Origin of the sequence: Murdochiella vaginalis, from assembly GCF_902381775.1 — a bacterium.
GTDB classification, from domain to species: domain Bacteria; phylum Bacillota; class Clostridia; order Tissierellales; family Peptoniphilaceae; genus Murdochiella; species Murdochiella vaginalis.
In genome coordinates this window covers 111,265-135,561 of record NZ_LR698969.1, presented here as the reverse complement: position 1 = coordinate 135,561, position 24,297 = coordinate 111,265, and the positions used below count along the sequence as shown (strand labels likewise).

Genomic DNA, 24,297 nt, shown 5'->3' with positions numbered 1-24,297 from the left:
GATCGGTTTTTCGGGTTCACGTTCACAGTATATCACGTCCACCCTGCAATCAACTGCAATTCGCCGGCAGGACCCGGACGACGGCAAGGTGAAAGAAACAAGTTATTCTCACAATTTCACCGTATACTTATAAAATCCATTCCCGGTGGGGAAAAAAGGGTAACACCATGGGGAAATGAATACATGAAAGAGGTGTGCGGTGAATTCAGACGGAAACAACAAAAAAAAGCCGATTATTTATTACTATTTAGCCGTATTTGTCGTGCTGTTGATCATTCAACTCATCATCAGCCCGATGATTCGTGAGTCGCGTGTCAAGGAAGTGCCTTATTCCACCTTTACTAAGCTGGTCGAGGAAGGGCAGGTGAACAAAGTACAGAAGAGCGCGACAGGCTATACGTTCGAGGTGAAGGGACAAAAAGGGGATACGGTCAAAATGAAGACCGGTCCTTGGCAAAGCGAGGAATTAACGGCGCTGCTGGATAAAAAAGGCGTGGAATACAGCGCAGAAATTCCGACAACACCGAACCCACTGCTGGGCTTTCTGCTAACCTTTGTCATACCCCTAGCGTTTTTGTGGTACATGGGGCGTCGTATTATCACGCAAATGCAAGGCTCCGGTGCGATGAGCTTTGGGAAATCCAATGCCAAGGTTTATGTAAAGGCCAAGAGTGGAAAAAGCTTTGAAGATGTAGCCGGTCAGGATGAGGCGAAGGACTCGCTTTTGGAAGTGGTGGACTTCCTCGCCAATCCGGAAAAATACCGTGCCATCGGCGCGGTTTCGCCGAAAGGCGTTCTGCTGGTCGGCCCGCCGGGAACCGGTAAAACCCTGTTGGCACAGGCGGTAGCCGGGGAAGCGCATGTCCCGTTTTTCTCCATCTCCGGCTCGGAGTTTGTGGAACTCTTCGTAGGAATGGGTGCGGCAAAAGTGCGGGATCTTTTTAAAGAAGCCAAGAAAAAAGCCCCGTGCATCGTCTTTATCGATGAAATTGACGCAATTGGCAAGCGTCGCGATACTGCCGGCATCGGTGGAAATGATGAACGTGAACAGACGCTTAACCAGCTGTTGAGTGAAATGGACGGATTCGAGGGGAACAGCGGGGTGGTCATTTTGGCCGCGACCAACCGTCCGGAAATTTTGGATCGTGCGCTGACGCGTCCGGGACGATTTGATCGCCAAATTCGGGTAGAATTGCCGGATATTCGGGGACGAGAAGACATCCTGCGTGTTCATGCCCGAAAGATTAAGACCGACGAGAAGCTGGACTTCCGACAAGTCGCCAAAATGACGGCAGGAACTTCCGGAGCAGATTTAGCGAATATCATTAACGAAGGTGCCTTGCGAGCCGTACGCGAAGGACGCGATGCTGTCACAACGGAAGACCTGATTGAATCGGTGGAAACCGTCATTGCCGGACAGCAGAAAAAGAATGCGGTGATTACGGATCGCGACAAGCAGATCATCGCGTATCATGAAGTGGGTCATGCGTTGGTTGCCGCGATTCAAAAGGGTACCGCTCCCGTCACGAAAATAACGATTATCCCCCGTACGTCCGGCGCCTTAGGCTATACCATGCAGGTGGATGAAGAAGAAAAGGTCATAATGACGCACGAGGATATTTTCCGAGAGATCGTTACGTTAACGGGTGGACGAAGCGCGGAAGAGCTGGTGTTTCAGACAAAAACGACGGGCGCCTCGAATGATATTGAGCGCGCTACAAAAATGGCGCGTGCGATGGTTACTCGCTTCGGCATGAGCGAGGATTTTGACTTTATGGCACTGGAGACAGTGAATAGTCCCTATTTAAGTCAGGATACGTCGTTGATGGCCGCGGATGCCACGGCGGCCGACGTGGATCAGCGCGTAGCGGAAATATTGAAGAAGGCGCATCAGACAGCGTTGACAATTCTAAAAGAGAATGACAGCGAAATGCACGCGATCGCTGCATTCCTTTTGGAACGTGAGACCATTACCGGCGAAGAATTTATGGAGCTGTTGAACAGAACGCTTGTCGAAAATGGAAAGCCTGCTTTACACGAAGAAGAGACGACCGGCGTCGACGTGCCGCAGAAGGCGGAAAAAGGCGATGGAGATCCTGTGCCGCAGCAGGAAGAGGAGGAGTAGCGTGGGAGGAAAAGAGATTCTGTATATTTCTGGGCATCAAATCCCGGATACCGATTCCATTTGTTCGGCGATTGCGTATGCCGAATTGAAAAATCGAACAACCGATTATGAAGCCATTCCGATTCGATTGGGGGACGTGAACGCGGAAACGCAATTTGCGCTGCGCTATTTTGGCCTGAAGGCGCCGGCATTTCGCGATACGATGCAGGCGCAACTATCCGAAATCGACATCGATACCAGCTATGGCATTTCGCCCTTGACCACATTGGCGCGCGCGACACAGATCATCCAAGAGAACCATCAGAACTCCCTATCCATCGTAGATGATGATCAAAAGCTCATCGGGGTGATTTCTCTTTCCAATATTACAAATTCCTATGCGACGGCATGGAATGACAACATTCTTGGTCGATCGGATACACCGCTGGAAAATATTGTCGAAGTCCTTTCCGGACAGATCGTGTACATGCCCGAACATCCGCGGGAACGCACCGGATCGATTCATATTCATGCCATGGACCATATTAATGAAGTGATTGGGGAAAATGACATTGTCGTGGTGGGCGATCGTACCAAAGCACAGGAAGAAACCATACGTATCGGCGCTTCGGTCATCATTCTGACCAACAATGCGAAGCTGGCGGAAGGCATGGAGGAGCTGTGCAAGACCTACCGTGTGACGGTATTGCGCACGCCCAATTCCACCTATTCAACCGCGCGTCTCTTGCCACAGGCAGTTCCGGTGCGCTTTCTTATGACCTCGGAAGGGCTTGTGACTTTTCATCAGTCGGAATATTTGGATGAAGTGCGTGAAATGATGGCAACGACGCGTTTTCGCTCCTATCCGGTGTTGGATGGGCAGGGACGTGTAGTGGGATCCATCAGTCGATACCATTTGATCAACACGCCTAAGAAAAAAATTGTGCTGGTCGATCACAATGAGTCCACCCAATCTGTTCTCGACTTGAACCGCGCCGATATTCTGGAGATTATTGATCATCATCGCGTGGCAAACGTCAATACGCCAAGTCCCATTTATGTTCGCGTGATGCCGGTAGGCTGTACCGCAACGATTATCTCACAGATGTACTTTGAGCAGGGGGTTCGTCCCTCACGCGCGGCTGCCGGCATGATGTGTTCCGCCATCATTTCCGATACGCTGTTGCTGCGCTCGCCGACTACCACGGCACTGGATCGTCTGGCCTTGGAGCGTCTCGCTCCTATTGCCGGCATTAATGTTGAAGAATACGCCATGGCCATGTTCCGTGCGGGCACCGATTTAACGGGAAAAGACCCGATCGATCTTCTGACAGCGGATGTCAAGCCGTTTGATATCGAAGGAGAGAAGGTCAAGGTTGCGCAGGTGTTCACGTTAAACAGTCAAAGCTTGGTGGATATGGAATCGGATCTGATGGAAACCATGCAGCAGCTGCGTCGTGAACAGGGATTGGATACGTATCTTCTGGTGGTGACGGATATCTTTGCCGAAAATTCGCTGATTTTTGTGGACGGCGCCCATGCAAAGGAGATTGCAGAGGAATTTCATGCAAGCCTGGAAAAGAATTGCTTTTTGGGTGTGGGGCTCCTTTCTCGTAAAAAGCAGCTTGTGCCGAAGCTGACAGCTGCCATCGGACGGGCAAAGGAGAAGATACGATGAGTCGCTTTGCGGATCAGGAGTGGAACGCAGAACAGGATGCGCCGAGCGAGTTCCACTATACGACAAAGGTATTGCCTGCTCTTCATGCCGATGCTCCGGCCATCGTCGAAGCGGCCAAATGGATTTGCCGCGGTGAGCTGGTGGCGTTTCCGACGGAGACGGTCTACGGTTTAGGTGCAGACGGTCTGAATGATGCGGCGGTAGCGAAAATCTTTGCAGCGAAAGGGCGCCCGCAAGACAATCCTCTCATTCTGCACATTGCTACGCTCGATATGTTGGATCCGTTGGTAAAGGACGTCTTACCGGCGCACTACAGCGCGTTGCAACGTCTCTGGCCCGGCCCGATTACGTTTATTTTTGAGAAATCGGAACGTGTTCCGGATCGCGTGACGGCCGGGGGCTCGACCGTTGCCATCCGCATGCCGACCAGTGAAGTCGCACGCGCGTTGATTGCGCAGGCGAACACGCCCATTGCAGCGCCTTCGGCGAATCGCAGCGGGCGCCCGAGTCCGACCACGGCCTCGGACGTGCTGGAGGATATGGACGGGCGTATTCCGCTGATTCTCAATGGTGGGGCGTGTGATATTGGCGTGGAATCCACGGTGGTGGATTTAACCGAGGATCCTGCGGTGATCTTGCGTCCGGGCTACTATCCTCCGAGCATGTTGGATACGTTTTTTCCCGGCATCTATTTGGATCCGGCACTTGTGGGGGATAACCGTATTTCCGCACCGGCAGAAAAGGCTCCCTCGTTGCAGACGCTTCCTCCGCCGAAGTCGCCGGGCATGAAGTATCGTCACTACGCGCCGCGTGCCCGTGTGACGGTTTATATGGGCAAGGAGGAAGCCGTGAAGTCGCGGATGATGGATGACTTTCATGTGCTTCATGCGCAAGGAGAGCGGGTCGGCTTTATGGTGTTTGAAGAAGCGGCGAAGGAACTCTCTTTGCTGCTTTCTCCCGAAGACGCTGTGGTGCGCTCTTTAGGAACAGAGGGTATGATGGACACGATGGGACAGCGCATTTTCCGCCTGATGCGTGAGCTGGATCGCCATCATTGCGATGCAATTTTCATCCATGGCGTGGAATCTGTGGGCTATGGGATCGCCATCATGAATCGGTTGCGCAAAGCTGCCGGCGGCAATATTATTCACGTGTCGTAAAGCCTCGCTTTCGGGTTTCATTCTATGGCCGGTTCTGTGGTAGAATGAAGAAAAATGCCCGGAAAGGGGGACGAGATGGGAAAACTGGTTGTATTGGATCATCCACTGATTCAACATAAAGTATCAATTTTGAGGGATAAAAATACCGGAACGAACGAGTTTCGTCATCTGGTGCAGGAAATTGCTCTACTGGAGGCATATGAAGCCTTGCGGGATCTGCAATTGGAAGAATATGCACTGGAGACGCCGATGGAGTCGACGATAGGCTATCGCCTGGCGGGAAAGAAACTTTGCATCGTTCCGGTTTTACGTGCCGGATTGGGCATGGTGGATTCTTTCCTGGATATTGTTCCAACGGCAAAAGTGGGACATGTCGGCTTATATCGTGATCCCGATACGCATCTTCCAGTACAGTATTATCTAAAATTGCCACAAGATGTCTCCAATCGCGATGTCTTTGTTCTGGACCCGATGCTGGCAACGGGCGGATCCATGGTAGCGTCCATCGATTTTCTCAAAGAGGCGGGATGCAAAAAAATCACGGCGGTCTGCATTATCGGAGCTCCGGAGGGCGTAAAGCTGGTACAGGAGAAACATCCCGATGTCGATATCGTGATGGCTGCATTGGATCGCGAACTCAATGAAAACGCCTATATCTTGCCGGGCTTGGGTGATGCTGGCGACCGCCTTTTCGGAACGAAGTAAGGAGTTTTTATGGAATATATTCGCGTACGCAATCGCGGCCCACTGGAAGGAAGTGTCACCATTAGCGGTGCGAAAAATGCCGCATTGCCGATTCTTGCCGCGTCGTTGCTGGGCACGGAAGAAATCGTGTTGGAACAGGTGCCTCCGCTGAAGGATGTGGAAGTGATGATTGAGGTGCTGCGTGCGCTGGACGTCAAAGTGGAGTATTTGGATGCGGAAACCATTCGCATCGATGCCTCTCAGGTGACGAAAACGGTGACCCCGGGAGAGCTGATGAACCGCATGCGCGCTTCTTTTGTGGTCATGGGGCCGTTGCTCACACGCTTGGGTCGAACCTTTACCCAGATGCCGGGCGGATGCAATATTGGCAAAAGACCGGTAGATTTGCATTTAAAGGGATTTAAGGCGCTGGGTGCGGAGATTGACGAAGAGCCGGATGCCGTGGGCGCCAAGGCGCCGGACGGCGGCTTGGTGGGCGGAAAAGTGTATCTCGATTTTCCCTCCGTGGGCGCAACGCAAAATATCATGATGGCTGCGACCCTGGCCAAGGGAGAGTCCATTATCGAAAATGCGGCGAAAGAGCCGGAAATTACCGATTTGGCGAACTTCCTCAATAAAATGGGCGCGAAAGTGCGCGGAGCGGGTACCTCGACGATTACGGTGCAGGGCGTAAAGAAATTGCACGGTGCACGACACACCATTATTCCCGATCGTATTGAGGCCTCGACTTTTATTGTGGCGGCGGCGATGACCGGCGGTACCGTGGAAGTGCAGAATGTGCTTTCTGCACACATCCGACCGATTTTGGCAAAGATTCAGGAAGTGGGTGTGCGCATTGAAGAAAGCGATGACGATTCGATAGTGGTCCAGTCGAACGGCAGGTTGAAAGCCACTAAAATTCGTACCTTGCCGTATCCCGGTTTTCCGACCGATGTGCAGGCGCAATTTATGGCGCTCATGTGCATTGCGAAAGGGCAAAGCTTTGTCGAAGAAACCGTCTTTGAGAATCGGTTCATGCATGTGGACGAACTCAATAAGATGGGGGCACTCATCGTGACGGATGGCAACGAGGCCATTATTCGCGGGGTGGAGCATCTTGTCGGGGCAAAGGTAAACGCTACAGACTTACGTGCCGGCGCCGCATTGGTGTTGGCGGGATTGGTAGCGGATGGCGAGACACAGGTGCATAACGTCTACCATTTGGATCGCGGCTATTACCGCTTTGAAGAAAAACTAAAAGGACTGGGCGCAGACGTCGAGCGTTTTGTCGAATGATAGGAAGGGATCCGAGCGAAAGGTGACGGCAAGAGTGTGAAGATGCCGCGGAGCGTTTTATGCGGGGCGTCTTGTACGTTGCGCATTCTTGCGAACGGCTTTTTTGAAAGACATCGAAATGAGGTGTTCTATGCAGGTTAAGGGGACGGTTACCACCGTACGCTTTCATAATGAAGAAAGCGGGTGGACCGTCTTTGCGCTATCCACAGAGGATGGCCCCTTAACCTGTGTGGGCACTTTTTTTTCGTTGGCGGAAGGCGAAGATTTGGAGGTGGAGGGCGAGTTGGTTTTCCATCCCAAATATGGCGAGCAGTTGCAGATCAAAACCGCGCACAAAGTGGAGCCGACGACGACGGAACAGCTGATTCGCTATCTTTCTTCCGGGTCGATTCCGCATATCGGAAAAAAGCGCGCCACCCAGCTTGTGGACGAATATGGCGTCAACGTATTGACGATTCTGCGCGAGGAACCGGAAGTTCTCCTCACACTTCGCGGTATCGGCCCCGTTAAGGCGGCCGCGATTCAGGAAGCACTGATTGCACAGGAGGCGTCTTCGCGCACGATGATGGCGCTGCAAAATCTCGGCATCGGGCCGAAAACGGCACAGGAGATCTTGCGTGTTTTTGGTACGGATGCAATGGAAGAAATAAAAAAGAATCCGTATGCGCTGGTGGAACAGGTGGACGGCATTGGGTTTTTGACAGCGGATGCGATCGCAAAAAAGTTGGGAGTGGAAGAAGATTCGTTGCTGCGTACGAAGGCGGCGATTTCCTATTTTTGTGAACACGCAGCGCTTTCCGATGGCGCCTGTTATGTGACGCAGGAAGAATTGGACCGTGGCTTGCAGCGTTTGCTGGGAGGCATTCCGGCCTCCTATGCGGAAGCGATTTTTGCGTTAACGGTGGAGGAACGTGTTGTTTGGGATGCGACCGAAAAGCGTCTGTATCTGCGTCGCTTTGATGTGGCGGAGCGTGCGGTCGCGATGCGCCTCGTGTTGCTACGAGAAAATGCCGGAGAAGCATTGACCGTGAATCTTCCTGCAATTGAGGAAAAAATCGGCCTGGTGGCAGATGATCTGCAAAAGGCTGCCATTGCTCAGGCAGCGCGGGAACGCGTGGTCGTGATTACCGGCGGTCCCGGAACCGGAAAGACGACGATTGTGCGAGCGATTCTGGAGCTGTTTGATCAAAATGGATTGGTGAGCGCTCTTGCGGCACCGACGGGACGCGCAGCGAAAAGATTGGAACAGTCGACGGACAGAGAAGCCTTGACCGTGCATCGTTTGCTGGGCTATCGTGGAGGAGAAGAGTCTTCCGGCCCGACGCGCAATGCGGAAAATCCGCTTGAAGTGGATGCGGTGATTGTAGATGAGCTTAGCATGGTGGACTTGCCGCTGATGGCCCATTTAACGGATGCCCTGAAAGATTCCGCACGTCTGGTACTGGTGGGCGATGCGGATCAGCTGCCTTCGGTCGGCGCCGGCAATGTGCTGCACGATCTCATCGCCTCCGGCGTGATTGCCACCGTGCGATTGGAGCACATTTATCGTCAGTCGGAACAATCCGGCATTGTGCGCAATGCGCACCGTGTTCGCCATGGAGAGATGCCGGTTGCGAATGAGATGGGTGGTGATTTTTTCTTTCTGCCGACGAAAAATGCGCGGGATGCGGCCGATCTCATTGAGGACCTGGTCACGCGCCGCCTTCCGGACTACTATGGTTTTTCGCCGTTTCAGGACATTCAGGTGCTTTCAGCAATGAAACGCGGCGAATGCGGTGTGGTCAGCTTAAACACGCGCCTTCAGCGGGCACTCAATCCGCCGCGGGAAGCGAAACGTGAGTGGGACGTGGGAGAGCGCCATTTCCGCGAAGGGGATGCCGTGATGCAGATTAAGAACGATTATGATCTGTCCTGGACCACGGCAGCGGAAGAAAAGGGCGAAGGAGTCTATAACGGTGACTTTGGCGTATTGTCCACGATTGATGAACAGGGATCCTTTTTCGAGGTGGATTTTGATGGCCGCTTGACGCACTATGAGCCGAAACAGTTTCACGAGCTGGATTTGTCGTATGCGATTACGATTCATAAGTCGCAAGGGTCCGAATTTCCCTGTGTGGTGATTGCGGTCGTGCCCGGCGCACCCATGTTGCTCACGCGTAACATTCTTTATACGGCCATGACGCGCGCTCGCAACTTGTGTCTTTGCGTGGGGGATCCGCAGACCTTAAGGCGCATGGTGGAAAACAACCACATCAGGCGGCGCAATTCCTCGCTGGATGAGCGGTTGATACAGGCGGTAGCACTGCGCAAAGAGCTGTTTTAAGGAGGTAGGGTGTCCTTTTTGTTTGTGGAGGCGGATCGTTGTCCGTTTTGCCATCGCCCGGCGAATGGGCGTTTTGGCCTCTGTCGCGCTTGTCTAGAGGAGTTGGAATCGCCGGGTGCCTGCCGCTTGTTGGAGTCGGATTTTCCCGATGAAAAAAGCGCCATTTCAGTTGATGCGGACGTTCCGTTTTACGCGTACAGCGCACTGTTTTACAATCGCTTTTTGCGTCATTTTTTTGGAGCCTATAAATTTCATCAGCAGACATCCTATGAGAGGGTGTTTCAAAGCATTGTGGCGGCCTATGCAAAGCAGCACCCTATGCTATCACGGGCTTCCTGGGTATCCTATATTCCACAAAGCCATCGGCGAGAAGTGTTGCGCGGATCTCATCCGGCAAGAGCGCTCGCTGAGGCGGTCGCATCCGCATTGAAGCTTCCGCTTCTTCCGCTGCTGCAGAAAGGATATACGCGCGCATCACAAAAAAGAATTTCTGCCTGGGAGCGTTTGACGAATGTGAAGGGGGCGTTTTCCGTTTCTCCTTCCGTGTGGAGCGTTCCTCCACGCGGTGTGGGTATCGTCTGTGACGACTTTGTAACGACGGGGAATACGTTGCGAGAGGCCTTGGAAATTCTGGATCAATCGCATTTGTATGCGGTGGGTTTAGCGCTTGCCTGTGTAGATTTTCCTTCCTCGGAGGAAACGGAAGGCGGGTGGTTGCAAAGGGAGGAGAAAAGATGAAAACCGTATTAGTAGAACCATTGCACATCTCTGCGGAACGCTTGCAGGCGTTGTCGGCGCCTCTTCAGGAGAACGGGAACTCCTTTACGGCCTATGCGACGAAACCGAAGACGGAAGAAGAATGGCTGTCCCGTATTGGTGACGCGGAGCAGGTCATTCTGGCGAATACGCCCATGCCGGAGGGAGTTATTGATCGTGCTCCGTGCCTGAAATATATCAACATCGCCTTTACGGGCATGGATCATGTACCGGTGCCAAAGGCGGAGGCGAAGGGCATCCGTGTCCTGAATGCGGCAGGGTACTCGGATGAAGGTGTGGCCGAACTGGTCATCGGCATGACGATTTCTCTTTTGCGTAAAATGAAAGCTGCCGATGTGGCTATCCGCCAAGGCGGAAAGGCTGCCGATTTTTGCGGCACGGAAATTGCCGGTCGAACGGTTGGCATCATTGGCACAGGGCGCATCGGCACACGTGTGGCACAGCTATTTCACGCGTTTGGTGCGAATTTGATCGGTTTTAATCGCTCGGAGAAGGACGAGTTGAAAGCACTTGGCCTTACCTATCTTCCGTTGGAAGAGGTGCTTCGACGGGCGGATATTCTTACGGTACATCTTCCAAATACTCCCGAAACCCGTAACTTTCTGACTGCGCGCCATTTTGCCATGATGAAACCGACAGCGGTGCTCATAAACTGTGCGCGTGGTCCGATCGTCCATTCCGGGGATTTGGCGGATGCCTTGCAGCGTGGCCTTCTTGCCGGCGCCGGCGTCGATGTTTTCAATGAGGAACCGCCGCTTTCTGCGGATGAGCCACTTCTTTCCGCCCCCAATGTGCTTCTTACTCCACACATTGCCTACTTCACGCAAGACGCGATGGAAAAGCGTGCAGAAATTGTTTTTCGTCATGCGTATGACTTTTTGACGGAAGAGGTGTAGCAAGGCGGAAGGGTCGGACGGTGGACGCTTATTCCGTTTTAATTAGATATCGCGTAATCAGGCGCTGTGCCCAACGAAAATCTAAGGGTACGGCGCTTGTTTCATAGGTAAGGATGAGATTTTCCCCCGCATACATTCCATGTTGATCATAGAAAAGTATTTTTTGAATGGCATGAGAGGCGTATTCCTCATCGCCCATCATGCCCAGATGTTCCCAGTACACTTCTTTTTTTGTATACGGACTGAGGAAGGTGAAGTCGGGATAATACCAGCTTTGGTCTACTCGGAGCGGACACTCATATTTATAAGGAATATTTTGGTCATAAAACATATCGGCCAGAATTTTCTCCGACTTGGAGCGCAGCTGCTCGCCATTTTTGCTGTATATTTCCGGCCTGGGAAAGGAGGGCGGTGCAATGGGATAGGGCGTTTTGAGCCATTGTTCTACCAAAGCTTTCCAGGTAGGAATTGCCGGGGTAATCAGCTTTTGGCGTTGCGGACTTAAAGAGGAGTAGAGTTTTTCTAATTTCTCGTCTTTGAACTGTTCACATACTGCCTCCAAATAGCACAGACGTTTCTCAAGGAGTTTTTTTACTTTTTGGTCATATGATTTTTGCGCTAATTGCCGGATGAGAACGGTGTCGTGATCGCCAAGATACTTTCTTTTTTTTGCGTTTGTTTTTGGATCTATATAATCATGATAATAAAGGATTTTATGTTTACGATGTCCAATTTTTAAAGTGCCATTAGCGGTAGCATGTTCTCTTTTTAGTAGGTCATTCCATTGCTGTCGATATTCGTCTCGTAATTCGAACAGCGATTCTTGATTGGTGCGCATAGAACCTCCATTTGTACTTTCTCTCGGTCTTATAAACAAAAAACGGTTGTTAACAAAAAAACTTACCTGTTCTCCCATTCTTTCACATTCTTGTTGTCTTTGTGTTCCAAGGAAACGGTGCGTTGTTTTATCCGGATTCACCAAGAGTCTCCGGGAAGGATTCGAGATGTTGCCGCGTGTCGGCGGGGTGTCGCCGTGATATCATCGCGTGCTAACGTGTTCCAGTAGATGTTAGCTATTTCTGTCGTGATGCCGCTTAAATGCTTCAGAACACTTCTAAGATATGGCTAGGAAGCCACGAATGGTTTAGAGGCCACTTGCTTTTGAAGTATAGATTCTTAAATTTAGACACGGAGGGACTTTGCGAGATAAGAAAGCACAATAAAAAATGCATTTTTTGAAAAAAGAAGGAAGGTTGTGTCCAGAAAATCAAAAACACAGAAAAAGGGACACACTTTTGCAAGGTAGAGAGGAAAACTGTGTCCGCAAGATGGGAAAATACAAAATAGGGACACGCATTTTTGGCTGAATACGGTGATTGTGTGTCCGAAAAATCAAAAACGCAGAAAAAGGGACACACTTTTGCAAGGTAGAGAGGAAAACTGTGTCCGCAAGATGGGAAAATACAAAATAGGGACACGCATTTTTGGCTAAGCACGGCGATTGTGTGTCCGGAAAATCAAAAACGCAGAAAAAGGGATACGTTTTTGCGGAGTAAAGAGAAAAGCTGTGTCCGAAAACTAGAAAAATGCAAAATAGGGACACGCATTTCTAGCTGAGCACGGCGATTGTATGTCCGGAAAACTGAAAACGCAGAAAAAGGGACATGCTTTTCCGAGGTAGGGGAAAACTATGCCAGAAAACGAAGAGAAAGATTATGTCGGTTAAGATGCTATACAGAAGCGAGCAGATCAACGGGAGGAGGTATCCTCGTTTGCCGGAACCTTACGGACTTCGGCAATGAGCTCAGCGCCAATAATAAGGATAAGGCAGGTATACTTTAGCCAAAAGAATAAGCCGAGAAAGCCCGCAAGAGATCCGAAGTAGAGGGAAAGCCGTGAAACGTGATCCAGTACATATCCATAAATGACGGTAAGCAAAAAGATGCCGACACCAGCGACAATCCCGCCGAAAGCGGCTTCACGCCAGCTGACATGTCCATGACTGACGAACGGCGCCGTACGGTAGAACAAAACCAGCGTAAAAAGGAAAAAGAAAAGCGGTAAATTACGGCCAAGGAAAGAGTTTAGGACACTGACAAGAACTTCCAGCTCCCGGATTCCAAAGTCGCGGATAGCACGCTCCGCTACCATGATGAGGCTGCGGGAAAAAACAACCAGAACCAACAGGAGTACAATGGCGGTTAAAAACAGCACCGTATACACAATAGCAAAGGTGCGGCGAACCACACTTTTGCCCCGTATGCGGAAACCGAGAGAGGTGTTCACGTCAAGGATGAGCTTGTTAAAACCGTTCGATCCAAGCCAAACAGCAGTCACCAAGCCGAATCCGACGGTGCCGGCATTGACGTTTTGCAAGAGAACACGCAGCACATCCGAAAGGATGTCGGCCACCACTTGTGGAAGCAGATGAAAAAGCGCATACAGCGAGGCTGTCGGATGGGCGAAGAAGAGCGAGCCTACGACGATAAACAGCAATAGTAAAGGAATACTGGCCATCAGTAAATCGTAGGAAAGAGAGGAAGCACGATAGAGAAGATCCTGATTGCGCAAGTTTCGAATGAGGCCGACGAGTACGCGGTGGGCCTTTGCGGGTTTTCGTTTGCGCCTTTTTAAACGGTTTGCTTCTCTTTGCGAATGGAACGGTCTTGCCTCCGGCGTGTCTGCAGGCTTCGTATCCAATGTGTCTATCGGCTTTGCCTCCGGGGTCGCCAAAGAGGACGTCTCGCTAGAAGACGGCAAATTCGTTTTTTTCACGTCCAAGACAGGTGTATGTTCTTCCAAGACTGTCTTTTTATCCATGCGATCCTCCTTCCATACAAAAAAGAGAAAAACCGGGTCGGCAAGCATGCCGACCCGGATCATCCTTATTTTTCTAAGTCTAACAGCATGGAAATGGCATCATCGGGAAGGCGATTCAAGCCTTTTTGCTCTTGTAGGAATGTCGTGCGATTTTCAAGGCTGTGGTGGACCTTTGCACGGTAGTCCGCATCATCCGGAACGTCAAAGCCTTCGATATCCGCATATTCCAGACCCTTCATCGCCTTCAAGGGCTTCCAGACGGTGGAACCGTCTACGAGGCTTTCGATTGCAGCAATCGTGACTTCCTTCGGCACCTTCTTATCCAGGAAGGAGCCGGTGTTAAGAATATAGCAATCCACGCCTTGCTCAAAGAGCGCCAAGAACTTGCGGAAATCATCGTTGAGCGGATAGGTGCGGAACGGGTTGGCATAGGGCTCGATGACCAGCTTATTCGGATCCACGCCTTTTGCCAAACGTTCGGCATTGCTGCGCTTCGTTGAAAGCGTAACGCCCATAAGCGCGGCAACATGCGGATCATGTACACGAACCAGCGGCGGCAGAACCGGATCCTTCATGATCCAGGCAACCGCGGTCATCGGCTGATGCAGTACATCCACGCGGTTCGGCGACCAGAGGCGCGACTTGACTGCACGGCCGTTGCCGTTACGAATGTCTTCCGAAACAATGATCTTTTTGCCGTCCTCATCCAGCGTGACGCCGCAGTTTTGAACGGTTAACAGATACTTGTTGTCCGGCGAGGAAGCGGGATAATCCGCTGTTTTATCGAAATAGGAAGGCTCAAGCGCTACCGAGCTGAAGTCCTTCGTCGAGATGATGAAGGCATCATCATGCAGCACGCGAATGTCATACTTTCCGTCGTGCTTTGCATGGGTCAACGTCGATTTTCCCGATCCGGAAAGGCCGAATACAGCAAGCGTGTAGGGCGAATCGCTGTTCGGGTTAAAAGTCTTGCATCCGCCGTGGCAGCAGGCATAATCATGGCGATTGGCAATGGACCAGGCTAACGTCAACGTGCCCTTTTTGTGCTCGCCGAAATACTTCATGCCCAACAAGGCGGCACAGTTGTGCGCCGAATCAAAATACGTAAGACCCAGGGGATGCTCTTCATGTGCCCATTGCGGATCCGAGAAGACATAGATGTCGCCTTCGCCGTGGATGGCTTTGGATTTTGCATACATTTCTTCATATTCCGGCGTACAGGGCTGGAAGTTCAACATCCAATCATAAAGGATATTTTCTTCCCCTTCCGGAATGAGAAGATGCGCACGCACCATAAAATCTTCATCCAGACCGACAAAGACCTGTGCATGGTACATGGTGTTCCAGCGCGTATCATAGACGGCTGTCATCACCTTGCGATTGAGATCAGCGCTGTCCACTCCCTCATCGCCGACGATGCGACGCGCTGCTGCGGTACGGCCGGTAACGCCGCCATCATTAAACAGCAATACTTTTGCGTCCGAGGGCAGACCCAATTTCTCTGGCTGCTCGATTGGTAGATCCGTAATCACGGTACCCGTGGAATGCTTCGCCATCTCGTAGGCTTCCGCAAGCGTTTTCACCTCCACCACGTTGTTGCCGTAAAACGGCGTTTCCACGATGGTGCGCAGAGCGCTCATGGCGGATAAAGACGGCCCCATCTCTTCACGCGAAAATCTGGTTTTTGTTGACATAGCACACTCTTTCTATTGCAACCGCAAATTCGTTTATGTTCGGCAATGCGCCGTTTGTTCTGTTCAACACTATATCGCAAGCGTCACGCTTTTCGCAACCGATGCATCGCTGCACCTTCGGATTTTTACTTAATCAATGCTTGCAGGGCCTTAAAGTGCGGATTTTTGGCATCACCGAGCAAATCGAAGAGAAGCGATTCCGTCGAGGTGACAATCGCGCCCATCTGCGCAAAAAGGGCCAGAGCGGTATCCTTATTGCGCCCATCGCGGGAGCTCACTGCATCGGCCGGAATGAATACCTGATAGCCTTTTGCCAGCAAGGTGCGTACACTCTGGAAGACGCAGATATGGGTTTCGATTCCGGTGACGATGACGCATTTTCTTTCCGCAAAGGGTTGTTGTTGGAGCGCTTCGTCGATCGCGGGCGTGATGGCATTAAACATTGTTTTTGCCTCCACCTTCGCATTTTCTAGCTGGCATGCGGACTGCAACGTTGCGACGGTTGCGCCAAGTCCTTTGGGATATTGTTCTGTTACGATGATGGGAAGCTCGAAGGCTTTGGCGGTTTCCAGCAAAACAGCGGCATTTTTCTCCACTTGTTCGGCGTTCGCCATGCTCGGAAGCATCCGTTCCTGCAGATCAATGAAGAGGATAAAGGTATCCTCGGGGGTTACCTTGTAAAGATCCATATTTAATACCTCATTTCTTTGTGTTGCATTTTCCGAAAAGCGGCATCAGGATGATTTACTGTACGGAAAATGCTTCGGCTAACATCCCTGTTGGAACTTCGCTTTGATTATAGCAGGTGATGGATACCCGGTGTAGAATCCCGGCAAAGCAAAATTAGGCCTTGCTTCCCATAAAACTTCCCTGAAACGAGGACAACTGGAATGCGCTACAATATCGAAGGAAATAAAAACAGAAAGAAGAGGGTGAAGATACGGATGACGAAAAGCAATTCGGAATTCGGGCAATACATCGGCATGCATCTGCGCAAACAGGAGAACGGCGAAGCCGAAGTAGAACTGACGGTGGAAAAACACCATTTGAATTCACAAAATATTGTACATGGAGGAGTCCTTTTATCCATGATGGATTTAGCGATGGGCGCGGCAGCATCCTCTTTCGGCGGGTCGGTCGTAACCATGGATGTGCAATATCGGTTTTTTCGTCCGGCTCGTTTAGGCGACAGTATCGTTGCGCGGGGGCACGTGTTGAAAAATGGAAAAACGATCGCGGTGACCAAGGGGACGGTTTACAGCGACGATACGGTCCTTGGGGAAGCGTCTGGACAGTTTTTTAAACGCGATTGATCGAAAGCCGCAGGAAACGAGAATGTCTCCTGCGGCTTTTTGATTGTTTATATATTGTTTATATAAGGAGAGGTAGTTACACCGAATGCATTTTGGTACCTATTTGATCGCCTTGGGACAGAGGCGGGAAAAAATGGTGCAAAAGAGAACGCAGAAGACAAGCGAAAAGAGTTGACAACCTGTAACCGTTTTGTTACATTTGAACCGCCAATAGTTACAAAATGATAAAGAGTATCTTTTATCCCTGTTTCCCTTCGTATCCGAACGGCGTAAAGTCGTGAAGAGCGTGGGAAGTGAAAGGAGAAAAAGAGAAAGGCGGAAACAAAAGATGAAGAACAGAAAAACGTACCGAATTTGGCTTTCCTTAGGTGTTGTGCTTGCATTGTTGTTTTTAGCGAAACCGGCTTTTGCGGTAGAGGGCGAGGGCTCGTCTTCTACAGAGGTACAGACCGGATTACAGGAAATTGATGGAAAACTCTATCTCTATGACAGCGATGGAACGCTGCGCTGCGATAATGCGTGGGTGAAATATCTCGGCAATTACTATTTTCCCAATGCGGAAGGAGTTTTATACCGTGATTGCGTCATTACCTTTGGCCCTAAGGTGGCATACTATATGGATCATGACGGCACCATCGGCACCGGCTTCCGTGAAGTAGGCAACACATTGATGTACTTTGATGCAGACGGCGTTCTCAACATTAGCAATGACTGGGTGCAGACGGAACGTGGCTGGATTTTCCCGAATGCACAAGGATGTGTCTATCGTGATCAACTCATCACTTTTGGCCCTAAGGTGGCATACTATATGGATCATGACGGCACCATCGGCACCGGCTTCCGTGAAGTAGGCAACGCATTGATGTACTTTGATGCAGATGGCGTTCGCAACATTAGCAATGACTGGGTGCAGACGGAACGTGGCTGGATTTTCCCAAATGCGCAAGGCCGTGTCTATCGTGATCAACTCATAACCTTCGGCCCTAAGGTGGCTTACTATATGGACCATGACGGCACTATCGGTACCGGCTTTCGTGAAGTAGGTAACACATTGATGTACTTTAATGCAGACGGTGCTCGAAACATCAGCAATGACTGGGTGCAGACGGAACGTGGCTGGATTTTCCCAAATGCGCAAGGCCGTGTCTATCGTAATCAGTTCATTACCTTCGGCCCTTCTGTGGCATACTACATGGGAAGCGACGGCGTTCCCGTTAAAGGCATGGTCAATGTGGGCGGCACCGTGTATCGCATGACGGGAAAAGGCGGCGCACGTCTGGTGCAAGAGGGAGAATACACCGCAGAGGGAAAGACCTTCTATGCAAACAGCTATGGCGAACCGGTACGCAATTCCTGGGTTACGATCAATGGTGTGAAGTATTATCATGGTCAGGATGGCGCACGCTTGTATCAAGATTTCACTCTGGATCAGAAAACTTATACGGTAAATCCCACCACAGGTGCGATTCAAGACGAACAATCAGAAAAGCAGTCTGCTGTCGGCGCAGGTGCCCCGAAGCTGTATAGTTTGCGCGATCTTTGGTTCCAAGGGGTGATCCGGTGGAACGGCTATAAATTCACGTATTATTCTCAGAGAGTTTTACCCGGTGGCGGACTCCGTATTCCCGGACGTCATGTCAATGAGGACGGCTATGTTGCGGACGGAGATGGCTTCATTGTTTTAGCCAATGACGCTCCCAAGGGAACTGTCATCCCGACACCCTTCGGCTATTTTGGAAAAGTATACGATCGAGGCGTATCAGGAAACCATTTTGATGTCTATACGAAATAGGTGATCCGCCGACCGAATACGATGTACTTGCGCCCGCTTTGTCGATAGCGACAGCATGGCAGGGGTGAGTAAAAACAAAGACGAAAGCGAATGCGTAAAAAAGGAAGAAGAATGAAGCAAACATGGTTTCAACGGTGTTGCCGAGTGGTAGCTGCATTTCTCATTCTCGGATTGCTTTTTGCTTTTCCGATGAACGAAACGCTTGCGAAAGGCGACAATGCCGGAAAAAAAGAGGATCCCGTTCCTCAAGCGGTTCGAGAAGCCCGGCAGGGGGAAGATCTGTTTCTTTATGATCATTATGGTCGGGTCATGAAGAACAATGCTTGGGTAGCATACAAGGGCAAATACTATTTTCCAAGCGCGGATGGCAAGGTATACCGTCATGTAATCTTACATTTCAACGATACGCTGGCCTATTATGTCAATGAAAAGGGAGAAAGACAAAACGGCCTAGTCGAGATGAACGGCTCATTACGCTATTTCTATGAATCCGGGGAAAAGAAAGACCGGATGGCGACAGATCAAGGTTGGGTTTGGAGCAACAACGGCTGGCTTTTCATAAATGAAAAGCAGGCGGTTTATCATGATCAGTTCCTTTCGTTTGGTCCCAATATTCGTTATTACCTGGGCGCGGACGGAACGATTCAGGAGGGACTGGTTCCCGCCAACGGCACCGTGTATCGCATGACCGGAGAAAAAGGGGCGTTGCTGCAAGAAGCGGGCGCCTATACCTATGAAGGAAAATGGTATTTCGCCGATGCCCAAGGCGAACCGTATCGCGGGCAGATCATTTCGTTTGGCGAAGCGGAGTACCTCATGGGCGAAGACGGCAGTCGTCAGGATGGGCGGGTTACCGTCAATGGCGAAGAATATATTGCGAATGTGCAAGAAGGTACCGTAAAAAAAATCAAGAAATATGATTTTCTTTGGCCGGTCAGCGGAAGAACGAGACTCTCTTCCCGCTTCGGCTGGCGTTGGGGCCGCTTACACAAGGGCGTAGATATTCCGGGCCCTTGGGGAACGCCGATTCGAGCGGCGCATGATGCCACCGTTCTGGAAACGGGATATCAATCCGCTCTCGGTAATTACATCAAAATGCGCGGTGATGACGGCTACTATACGAACTATTTTCATCTGAGTGAAATATTGGTTTCTGATGGACAGTATGTTCGAGAGGGTGAGCGCATTGGTTTAATGGGCTCGACGGGAAATTCGACAGGATCCCACTTGCATTTTGAAGTGCGTACAGGCGGCAGCATGGAAGAGCCTCACGATCCTTTGAATTATTCCTATAACTATTAATAAACGATGCGACGAATTTTTCTTCGCCAAGCAATGGTTGACGACGCGATCGCAAAAGTTGCACTACAAGAAACGGGCCATTGGCACCGTTTTTTTGTTTTTTTGCGAGCGTTGACAGAACAACATGGCCTTGTTACATTGATAGGGAGATGCGGAAATTGGTTTGCTATGCACAAGATAGTAACTGTGAATTTTACAAGGAACTTATTAGGAGAACAAGTGAAGGAGAGTGCGATTCTATGAGACGAAAGAATAGGAAGGCGCGTGTAGCGCTATTTTCCGCCGGCTTGCTGTTGGCCCTACTGTTGCAAGGACCCTTGTCTTATGCGGATGAACCGGCGGAAGAGGTCACGTCCACCGAAGAATTGGATTGGTCTGAAGAGGATGCTTCGCAGCGCCAAGCGGTTACAAGCTACGCATCCTATTCCGGCTTACAGGAACGAGATGGCAATTTATATCTTTATGATGAGGACGGAACGCTGCGCCGCGATAATGCGTGGGTGCAGTATCAGGGAAAGTTTTATTTTCCGAATGCAGAAGGCGTGCTGTATCGCGATCAAATGATTACCTTTGGGCCGAAGGTTGCCTATTACATGAATCATGAGGGAACAATCTCCACTGGTTTTCAGGAAATCAACGGGCGACTGATGTATTTCCAAGAAAACGGGATGCTGGATAAAAGCAACGCTTGGGTTAAAACGGATCGCGGCTGGATTTTTCCAAACGACCAAGGCATTGTATACCGGGATCAATTTATTACGTTTGGACCCAAAGTAAGTTTCTACATGGGGCATGACGGCGCCTATTGCACCGGTTTTCAGGAAATTAACGATAAACTGATGTATTTTGGTGACAATGGCGTTCTGGACAAAAGCAATGCTTGGGTGAAAACAAATCGCGGTTGGGTTTTTCCCAATGCACAGGGTGAACTTTATCGTAATCGTTTCATAACCTTTGGATCGAATGTGAAATACTTTATGGGCGCGGATGGCGCCATGAAAACCGGCATGGTGGAAGCTAATGGAACGGTATATGATATTGCAGACAACGGATTGGTCAATACCAAGCCGCACAGCTATGTTTATCAGGGAAAATGGTATTTTGCAAAAGAAGGCGGAGAGCCGTATCGTAATCAATTCATCTCTTTCGGCAGCATTCGCTATTTGATGGGCGAAGACGGAAGCCGCCAGACGGGCATTGTTCCTTTCAATGGTACGGCCTATCGCTTTGATGAATACGGGTGTCTCGTCCAGAAGTCCTCCTCCTATACGTATAACGGCAACACGTATTTTTCTAAACCGGATGGCACTCCTTATCGCGACCAGGTGTTAACCTTCGGATCCTCCTATGCGATGTACATGGGCGAAGACGGCACAAAACAATATGGCTTGTGTGCGGGAAGAGAAAACGCCTACTACGCGGATACGACGACTGGCAATCTGTTGCGAAACTATGGATTGTTTCAGTTAAATAACAAAATTTATCACAGCGGCAGCTCTTTTGCCCTGACCAGAGGATGGGCAGAAATTGACGGTAGCCATTACTATTTTGATAAACAGGCGAAATTTCCGGCCGCCTTCCAAAATACAGTGCGCACAATCGACGGCCTGGCCTATCAATTTGACGAGTATGGCCGCGCCTCGTCTGATGGAACCTTTTCCATGTCAGGCGAATGGACGTATGCAAATGGTTATTTGCAAGGACCGGCGGTTACGAATCGCTATGTAGGAAACAATTTTGCAGTGGTGAGTTTGAAGCATCAATATTTGTGGGTGTTCCGCGGCGGAAAACTTGCAGTTTCTACCCCGGTCATTTCCGGCAAACCTTCTACTCCGACGGTGCGGGGCAATTTCTCCGTTCAGGGAATGACGCGCGGCACATATTTAACGGGGCCGACGTGGAAATCCTGGGTGAACTACTGGGTTCCGTTCTATGCCGGATACGGCCTTCACGATGCTCCTTGGCAAAATACAAATAACTTTTATATGGATAGTCAAGCCTATACTTGGACAGGCAGTCATGGTTGTGTGAACATATTGCCATCTGTGATGCCGCGGGTATATGAAGCACTGTATCCTGGCAGTGCTGTGACGGTATATTGATTGCCGACATTTATCGAATCGTGGTAGAGATCAAGACGAGTCCAGAAAGGGCAGAATATGAACAAAAAAAGAGGTAAGCGTTTTGCGGCTCTCTCCGTTGCGCTGATGATGGCGTTGACGTTGAGTATGGTGATCAACCCTGTGCATGCAGAGGGTTCGATGGGTGTCGCAATTTCCACAAATCCGGCGGAGAACTCTTCTCTCGAGACGAAAACGGATGTTTTAACAACGGAGAAGGAAGACACCCCGGAACAAGAAACAACTATACAGAAAAACGAGAGTAAAGAAGAGAAACCGAAGGAAGCTTCCTCGAAAATGAAGGAGGCCACGAAGCCTCTGACGACGCTTTCGGCTGATGAGCAGGCATCTTCTTTGATGGAGACCACAGAGGAAGAAGAGACGGAACTGGAGATTTCTCCGGAGAGCAATTCCCATAGCCTTAAAGCACCAAACGGCAGCTTCTCTTCGAGACGGGGCGGCATTCAAGAGATCGATGGAAAGCTCTATCTCTATGACGAAGAGGGTACGCTTCGTAAAGACAATAAATGGGTGAAGTATGCCGGAAAGTATTACTTCCCCAATGCGGAAGGTGTCTTATACCGCGATCGAATCATTACCTTCGGGTCGAAAGTCGCCTTTTATATGGACCATGATGGTACATTCGCCACGGGATTTCGTGAAGTGGGTGGATGGCTGATGTATTTTCGAGATGACGGGGTGCGCGCTAACGACAATGCGTGGGTGGAAACGGAGCGCGGCTGGATTTTCCCGAATGCCGAAGGGGAAGTCTATCACGATCGAATTATTACGTTCGGATCGAAGGTAGCTTATTACATGCAAAGCGATGGCGCGTACGCTACGGGTTTTCAAGAAATAAACGGCAAACTCATGTATTTTCGTGAGAACGGGGTGCGTGCCAACGATAATGCCTGGGTGCAGACGGAGCGTGGCTGGATTTTCCCGAATGCCGAGGGCATCTTGTATCGTGATCAGTTCATTACCTTTGGTTCGAAAGTAGCCTTTTATATGCAGCATGACGGTACGTACGCCAAGGGCTTTAAGGAAATCAATGGCAAGTTGATGTATTTCCATGAGAATGGTGTGTGCGCAAATGATAATGCCTGGGTGCAGACGGAGCGCGGCTGGATTTTCCCGAATGCCGAGGGCGTGCTGTATCGCAATCGGTTCATCACATTCGGTCCGAGGGGAGCCTATTTGATGGGGTCGGACGGCACAAAACAAACGGGTGTGACGCGCTTTCTCGGTGCTCTCTATCCGCTGGATCCGACAACGGGTGTGTTGATGGATTTGTCTGTGGGCTATCATACGATTGAAGGAAGACGTTACTATGTACGTGCGGATGGCACCATTGCCGATGGCGGACGGTGGATTGAAAAGGATGGACGACGCTATTTCGAAAATGTGGATGGCACCTATTTTAGAAATCAGCAGATCAGTTTTGGAACAGTCTATTATTATATGGATGCGGATGGAGCAACGGCATCCGGTATTCACCGGGCGGGACGAAACTACTACTTCTATGACCCCGCAAATGGAAATCAAAGACGCAATACGGAAGGTCTTCTGGAATGGCAGGGCAATCAGTATTACATTGGCTCCGACGCGGCGATCGCAACGAATCAATTTGTCATGATTGGCAACAAAGGCTATGATGCGGATGGCAGCGGCATTCTCCATCCGACATCCCGTCGTTTGATCATTGACCTATCCACCCACCAGAAGCCGTATAATTTCGACTTTGATAAATTCAGCAAAGGCATATCCGGCGTCATTTTACGTGCCGGTTATACTGGCCACGGTACAGGCAATTCGTACTATCAAGATGCGGAGTTTGAGCGTTTCTACAACGAATTTAATTCGCGTGGCGTACCCATTGGAGCCTATTGGTATTCGTGTGCCAACGAAGTGAAGGAAGGCAAGGCGGAAGCCCAAGCCTTTCAGAATATCATCGCCGGAAAAAAATTCGCACTTCCGGTTTATTGGGACACGGAAGATGTCTATCATCAGCGAAAGACTGACAAAAAGACGCTGACCGATACGGCCCTGGCCTTTTTGCAGGAAATGGAAAGAAAGGGATACTATACAGGCATCTACTCGTCTTCTTCCTGGCTGCGCGATAATCTCGAGATGTCTCGCTTGGGCAACTACGACATTTGGGTGGCCCATTACGGTGTCAGCAAACCGTCTTACCGTGGAGAGTACGGAATGTGGCAATTTACTTCCACCTACCACAAAGAAGGATATCCCTATGGCGTGGACGCCAGTTGGGTGTTCAAAGACTATCCGTCCATTATCAAGGGCGCGGGATTAAACGGTTATTAAACCAATAGCGTTA

Annotated in this window: 17 protein-coding genes; 13 read left to right on the top strand and 4 right to left on the bottom strand. The window is 50.4% G+C overall.

Annotated features, from left to right (window positions below):
* Nucleotides 1-199: 199 nt before the first annotated feature.
* From ftsH to FXY30_RS00510, 8 genes are all read left to right on the top strand, one after another.
* On the top strand, nucleotides 200-2,125 hold the full coding sequence (gene ftsH / locus FXY30_RS00545) for an ATP-dependent zinc metalloprotease FtsH (protein ID WP_071704891.1): 1,926 nt from the start codon (nucleotides 200-202) through the stop codon (nucleotides 2,123-2,125).
* Between the two features lies 1 nt (nucleotide 2,126).
* Complete coding sequence (locus FXY30_RS00540) at nucleotides 2,127-3,782, top strand: putative manganese-dependent inorganic diphosphatase (protein WP_172619970.1); 1,656 nt, start codon at nucleotides 2,127-2,129, stop codon at nucleotides 3,780-3,782.
* Nucleotides 3,779-4,942 carry an L-threonylcarbamoyladenylate synthase gene (locus FXY30_RS00535; RefSeq protein ID WP_083428118.1) on the top strand — a complete coding sequence of 388 codons (1,164 nt, stop codon included), beginning with the start codon at nucleotides 3,779-3,781 and terminating at the stop codon, nucleotides 4,940-4,942. The genes FXY30_RS00540 and FXY30_RS00535 overlap by 4 nt, the downstream gene beginning before the upstream one ends.
* A 75-nt stretch (nucleotides 4,943-5,017) precedes the next feature.
* Nucleotides 5,018-5,647 carry a uracil phosphoribosyltransferase gene (gene upp / locus FXY30_RS00530; RefSeq protein ID WP_071704889.1) on the top strand — a complete coding sequence of 210 codons (630 nt, stop codon included), beginning with the start codon at nucleotides 5,018-5,020 and terminating at the stop codon, nucleotides 5,645-5,647.
* A gap of 9 nt (nucleotides 5,648-5,656) precedes the next feature.
* A complete protein-coding gene (gene murA / locus FXY30_RS00525) occupies nucleotides 5,657-6,922 on the top strand; it encodes a UDP-N-acetylglucosamine 1-carboxyvinyltransferase (protein WP_071704888.1) in 1,266 nt (421 codons plus the stop codon).
* A gap of 130 nt (nucleotides 6,923-7,052) precedes the next feature.
* Nucleotides 7,053-9,245: an SF1B family DNA helicase RecD2 gene (gene recD2, locus FXY30_RS00520; protein WP_071704887.1), complete on the top strand. Its 2,193-nt coding sequence runs from the start codon at nucleotides 7,053-7,055 to the stop codon at nucleotides 9,243-9,245.
* Between the two features lie 9 nt (nucleotides 9,246-9,254).
* Entirely contained in the window at nucleotides 9,255-9,983 is a 729-nt protein-coding gene (locus FXY30_RS00515; protein WP_071704886.1) for a ComF family protein, read from the top strand.
* Nucleotides 9,980-10,918, top strand: coding sequence for an NAD(P)-dependent oxidoreductase (locus FXY30_RS00510; protein ID WP_071704885.1), 939 nt, complete (start codon nucleotides 9,980-9,982; stop codon nucleotides 10,916-10,918). Before FXY30_RS00515 ends, FXY30_RS00510 begins: the two co-directional genes overlap by 4 nt.
* 28 nt (nucleotides 10,919-10,946) lie before the next feature.
* On the opposite strand, the gene FXY30_RS00505 is transcribed toward FXY30_RS00510, so the two are convergent.
* The 4 genes from FXY30_RS00505 to FXY30_RS00490 form a co-directional block, all read right to left on the bottom strand.
* Nucleotides 10,947-11,897, bottom strand: coding sequence for a hypothetical protein (locus FXY30_RS00505; RefSeq protein ID WP_147659351.1), 951 nt, complete (start codon nucleotides 11,895-11,897; stop codon nucleotides 10,947-10,949).
* A 770-nt stretch (nucleotides 11,898-12,667) separates the two neighbouring features.
* The gene (locus FXY30_RS00500; RefSeq protein ID WP_157885014.1) at nucleotides 12,668-13,738 is read right to left on the bottom strand and encodes a YihY/virulence factor BrkB family protein; all 1,071 of its coding nucleotides are present in this window, start codon (nucleotides 13,736-13,738) and stop codon (nucleotides 12,668-12,670) included.
* A 65-nt stretch (nucleotides 13,739-13,803) separates the two neighbouring features.
* A complete protein-coding gene (locus tag FXY30_RS00495; RefSeq protein ID WP_071704882.1) occupies nucleotides 13,804-15,432 on the bottom strand; it encodes a phosphoenolpyruvate carboxykinase (ATP) in 1,629 nt (542 codons plus the stop codon).
* A gap of 125 nt (nucleotides 15,433-15,557) precedes the next feature.
* A complete protein-coding gene (locus FXY30_RS00490; protein WP_071704881.1) occupies nucleotides 15,558-16,121 on the bottom strand; it encodes an isochorismatase family protein in 564 nt (187 codons plus the stop codon).
* Between the two features lie 201 nt (nucleotides 16,122-16,322).
* On the opposite strand from FXY30_RS00490, the gene FXY30_RS00485 reads away from it, so the two are divergent.
* The 5 genes from FXY30_RS00485 to FXY30_RS00465 all read left to right on the top strand — a co-directional run bounded on the left by FXY30_RS00485 (nucleotide 16,323) and on the right by FXY30_RS00465 (nucleotide 24,284).
* Entirely contained in the window at nucleotides 16,323-16,745 is a 423-nt protein-coding gene (locus tag FXY30_RS00485) for a PaaI family thioesterase (RefSeq protein WP_071704880.1), read from the top strand.
* A gap of 328 nt (nucleotides 16,746-17,073) precedes the next feature.
* Entirely contained in the window at nucleotides 17,074-18,537 is a 1,464-nt protein-coding gene (locus FXY30_RS00480; RefSeq protein ID WP_071704879.1) for an N-acetylmuramoyl-L-alanine amidase family protein, read from the top strand.
* A gap of 111 nt (nucleotides 18,538-18,648) precedes the next feature.
* On the top strand, nucleotides 18,649-19,839 hold the full coding sequence (locus FXY30_RS00475; protein WP_071704878.1) for a M23 family metallopeptidase: 1,191 nt from the start codon (nucleotides 18,649-18,651) through the stop codon (nucleotides 19,837-19,839).
* 239 nt (nucleotides 19,840-20,078) lie between these two features.
* Complete coding sequence (locus tag FXY30_RS00470) at nucleotides 20,079-21,941, top strand: L,D-transpeptidase family protein (protein WP_071704877.1); 1,863 nt, start codon at nucleotides 20,079-20,081, stop codon at nucleotides 21,939-21,941.
* A gap of 57 nt (nucleotides 21,942-21,998) precedes the next feature.
* Complete coding sequence (locus FXY30_RS00465) at nucleotides 21,999-24,284, top strand: GH25 family lysozyme (protein WP_071704876.1); 2,286 nt, start codon at nucleotides 21,999-22,001, stop codon at nucleotides 24,282-24,284.
* The last annotated feature ends 13 nt before the right edge of the window (nucleotides 24,285-24,297 follow it).